Below are 4,841 nucleotides of genomic sequence, written 5' to 3'. Positions count from 1 at the left end.
GGTATATTCCGGCTCCAGGGCAGGATTGCCTTGTCTTACATTATACCGGTCCATATAGCTCTTAAACGGGTCGATGAACCAACCCCGGGGCCTTCTTATCCTCCTGCTGTAGCTGGCAAAAGCCTGGTCACCACCGGAAAATCGTCTTGTTAAATGTACAGTGGGAAAGAAATCAAACCGTTCGATCCTATAGGTTTCATTCATTATTTGTTGCTCCAGCAAACGATTGGTATACTCGCCTCTCGCTCCCAACTGGTATTCAATGCCCATCATCTGATCGGAATAAGTAGCATACAATGCCTGTATCATCCTTGTATGGTCAGCATCATTGGTAAAATCATCGTCAATTAACCATTGCCCGTTCTGATAATTTTTAAGCAGATAATCCTGATTTCTTAGATGGTATCTTCCCTGATATCCTGTTTCCAGCTTACCTTCTTCAGAAACGGGATGGGTATAATCCAACTTCGTTCGTATCCGGTTTCCGGAAGTTGTTTCCTCTATTCTCTGGCGAAAAGGGTCATCAGAGTTCTTATTCCAATCGGAATCGGTCTGATATTCCTCCCTCCTGTTGAAGTCTTCATGGTCACCACCCCTGAGGGAAACAGAAGCACTTAGCTCATGATCCTCCTTGTCGAATCTATTCTGATAATCAAGATTGATGTTGTAATAATTGCGGTTCATATCAGACGTATTACTGGCCAACTCGTAATTATGATGTGTGCCGGGCCCGGTATAAGTCTCTGTTTTGGTGCTTCCGCCTCTTTCAAATCCGAAAGAACCAACATCTCCTATTAAAGAAAGTGAACTGCTTTCCGTAAAATTATATTCAATACCTCCTTCGAATGAATAGCCCCCTCTTCCCATGGTATTGTCCATGATCTGGTCAATGTAAGAAGTAGTATCTCCATTGAAGCTGGCCCTTTCACTGATTCCCTCCATATCAAAGTTAAAATCACGGTAACTGAGGTTTGTGATCAGATTGATCTTGTCAGTGAGGCGATAATTCAGGTTGGCGTTGGCATCGTAAGCATCGTTCGTTCCTGCGGAAGCCTTAATCATTCCATTCAGGCCGGATTGCCGGCCCTCTTTCATGATTACATTGATAATGCCGGCCGTTCCTTCAGGGTCATATTTGGCCGAAGGATTGGTAATGATCTCAATATCATCGATCATGCTGGACGGAATTTGTTGCAATGCATCGCTGCCTTCAAGCACGGTAGGCTTTCCATCCTTCAGCACCCGGAAATTGGAACTGCCGCGCAACTCAACATTTCCTTCAATATCCACCTGGATGGACGGCACACTCTCCAGCACCTGAACAGCCGATCCTCCCTGGGATGTATAATCCTCATCCACATTGATAACCTTCTTATCCACCCGATAAGACACCTGGGGGCGATTAGCGGTCACTTCCACACCTTCAATATCCTGAGTGGCCTCTGCCAGGTAAACCGTGCCCATATCCTCATTCCTGTTATCGGGATTAACAGTTACATCAGAAATCACCTGCTTCTGAAACCCTATAAAATCTAACTCAAGGTAGTATTTACCGAACGGGACCTTCTCCAATTCAAACGTTCCGTCAGCATCGGTTACTGTTCCGGTAACCAGGGAGGAATCCTTTTTTCGGTATAAAGCTACATTGGCATATTCCAACGGGCCGTCGTCCTTAACCAAAACTTCTCCCTGAAGACTGCCGTTCTTTCCGGGCGGAGGGCCACCTTCTCCTCCGGATTGTTGTGCGTAAATCACCGGACTCATAAAAAAGATAACCAAACCTAATAACACTTTTCTCATAGCAAAAAATTAGTTTTCTGATGCAACAAAATTATTTTCTATGTTTTCGACACATAAAAAGCCGATATATTACAGGAAGGCCTTATAAATTGAAGAATTTTTAGCAGTTCGCTGACAAAGTGGGACTTTACTTTTTATTTTCTTGCATTTTTTAGCAGAAGATGAAATTCTAATATCTAATTTCGAAATTCTAAACAATATCAAATGACCAAACAAAGAAATTTCAAAACAAACCAATATACAAAGAGCACTCATGAAAATCTTCGGTTCTGTTTTAACTAAGTTTGAATAAAATGTTTTGGCCTCCGTCAGATGACGGATTGAACATTAGTATTTGTTTAGGATATACTCACTACGTTTCCCGCCAAGCAGGACAGGCTGTGAGATCGCTATGCTAAGTTCCAATTTATCTGGGTTAGGGTTTTCCCATAAAGTCCTCGGACTTTCTCAGGGATTTCCTTCAGGTTCTTCGTTGTTGAGATTATATAATTAACAATCAGAGCTTCACTGAGAGCAAATGCAAAGTAATAAAGAGATCATTTATAAGAATAGCTCTGGTCTTTTGCCTTTACAGACATACTCTAATCAGCAGGGTGGTCCATATTATTTTTCCCGTCTTTCTGTTTTTTGTAGTCTTCTTTATATAATCGTTTACGAAAGGATGAGGGGATGAATGTAAAATTTTTGATGCCGAACTTTCTGGCCAGTATTTCCAGACCCAACAGAGACAATCCGCCGCCGGGAAGAATGGAAACCGATGCAAAAATCCCTACCCGGCCCATATCTTTTAACTGCTCGATTGCCTTTTTTACTTCCTCTTTTGAAGGAGGTGTTTCTCTTTCCCTGAGCTGCAATTTTTCCTCCAATAATTTAAAGAAAAAACGCGACATCTCAACGGTTTCATTATACTCTTCTCCCATGCCTTCAAGGAAATCTTCGACTGAATATTTGGCACGGCTGGCAAACCGATGGGCAAAACCTATACGCTCTTCCTCTTTTTTCTTGCCTTCTACCTCGGCGTACTGTTTATATAATCTGGATTTCTTCTTATCTTCCATTTTTGCAAATAAATGACTGAATAAAAACGGGATTTTTAAAACAAACTTATATCTGAAAAGGTTTATAAAATTTAAAACATCTCTGAATAATCTATTGAAAAACATATTCCTCGGAATTTCCAAATTACAGGTATAAAAAAATATCCATCTTCTTCATTTGTTAATGCTACGGGAAAGTTCCTCCAAACATTATTCCTACTTTAGAGGAATAAAAATAATAAATAATGACAGACATTTTTCAACTCTTAAATATTTTAATGAAACCCGCATCCAGGAACCTTTACAACAAGGCAATGAATAATACATGCGGGTTCCATGGTAATAAGGGCACAGTTCCTGAATTTGGCATATAAATTAATTTGAAATTCAATTTTTTAATAAACTGTTACACTAATGAAAGGTGTAATCGGGATCAAAATTTCACCCGGTTAAAGGAGAGGGCTTTGATCAGCCAGTTTGGCAGAGATTTATGCGGACTTCTTTTATTCAAATTGATATACCAACCAAGCTTCTTAATGATGGGTACTTTATGGGTTTCCACAAATTCAATCAACGTCCCATCGGGATCTTCAATATACGAAAAATGGCCGGCAGCATCCCCCATATCGAAACTATTATCCTGATTGTGTTTAATATGGCTATCTACGGTAAAATGAAGTCCTTTTTCCGAACATTCCTGTTTCAGGACATCCATACCCCGAATATCAAAACAAAGATGTATAAACCCCGGATCACCCCAAAAACGATTTTTATAGATCTTTTGAGGGTTTCGGTCTTTAACCTGTAGCAACTCGATTCTTGAATTCCCCAGCAAAGGAGAAAAGCCTCCTTCCCTTGGGTTGCTGTGTGTCAGTAAAACCCGACGAAACTGATGATCTCCGCCGGGTAAACTTCTCAGGTCGTCGAAAGTACCTTCCTCGTCGTAAATCACCTGATCATAACCGAGGATATCCCTATACACGTTCAGTGAGTTCTCTATATCGGATACACCGATCAATGCTCCATAAGTTCCGCCGGTAAGCTTATTTTCATCCTTATACCATTGATGCCCTTCTACCATTTGAAAATGATTTCCGTAAAGATCGCGCACAAAAAAACGCTTCTTGCCATCAGGAGCCTTTTGGGGAGTATTTAATACATCGATCTGTTTCGAATTGAACAGATCATAGGTTGCCTCGACATCCTTGCATTTGATCTTGGCAACATAGATACCGTAATCTCCAAGCTGAATATTAAAATTTGCTGTTTGAGGCGTACGTTCGGTGTACTGCCAAACCTCAAAACCACCTCCCCCTTGTAAATTAAAGGCAAGGGCAGCATGCCTTTTCTGAGGAGAACCTCCAGTATAAGGGAGCATCAGCTCGGCAATTGTTTCATCTTCAAAAACACGGATATCTGCACCGAAAACATCATAATACCATTTCCATGCCTCCATAAGATCCGTTACACCAATGCCAATCTGCTGTATACCGCTTATAGTCTTTTCTTTCATTCGATTCTCCTTTTTCATAGAGGTGCAAAATACACAAAATTTAATCTGATCCAAAGTTTCCACAGGCTTTTCGGCAAACAATCCGCTGCCTTCCCGGAATATCTTCAACGCTCACCTGCTTTCTTCGCGAGGGGATAAAATAGAAACGGGAAGCATTTTCTGATATACACCATAAGCAATTCCTTACCACCCACCAATATTTCCCTTTTTTGTTTCTTAATACCCCTTAACACCTTCCTTGCACATATATCAGCAGGCATTCCCTGAATCTGCCCCGGGTCCATTACTCCATGCTCACTTCCCTGTTCATTCAGTGCATGTAGGGAAATATTCGTGCGGATGCGGCCCGGGAGGATCATGGTGATCTTGATATTACGTCCGTCCATCTCGGTTCTCAGGCTCTCATAGAAACCCTGAAGGGCATGTTTTGAAGCCGAATATGCAGAACGGCGGGGAAAACCAAATTTGCCCACAATACTTGATGTAACAGC

At 41.4% G+C, this 4,841-nt stretch carries 4 protein-coding genes; all 4 read right to left on the bottom strand.

Features of this window, described 5'->3' with window-relative positions:
* On the bottom strand, positions 1-1,800 hold a 1,800-nt coding region (locus KGY70_17030), incomplete at its 3' end, for an outer membrane beta-barrel protein (GenBank protein MBS3776904.1).
* A 581-nt stretch (positions 1,801-2,381) separates the two neighbouring features.
* A complete protein-coding gene (locus tag KGY70_17025; GenBank protein ID MBS3776903.1) occupies positions 2,382-2,858 on the bottom strand; it encodes a hypothetical protein in 477 nt (158 codons plus the stop codon).
* A 412-nt stretch (positions 2,859-3,270) separates the two neighbouring features.
* On the bottom strand, positions 3,271-4,350 hold the full coding sequence (locus tag KGY70_17020) for a VOC family protein (GenBank protein MBS3776902.1): 1,080 nt from the start codon (positions 4,348-4,350) through the stop codon (positions 3,271-3,273).
* A gap of 104 nt (positions 4,351-4,454) precedes the next feature.
* The coding region (locus tag KGY70_17015; protein ID MBS3776901.1) for an SDR family NAD(P)-dependent oxidoreductase at positions 4,455-4,841 on the bottom strand (387 nt) is incomplete at its 5' end.

This window comes from Bacteroidales bacterium, assembly GCA_018334875.1.
In the GTDB taxonomy this organism is placed as follows: Bacteria; Bacteroidota; Bacteroidia; order Bacteroidales; family UBA12077; genus JAGXLC01.
This window is presented reverse-complemented; position numbering and strand designations above follow the sequence as displayed.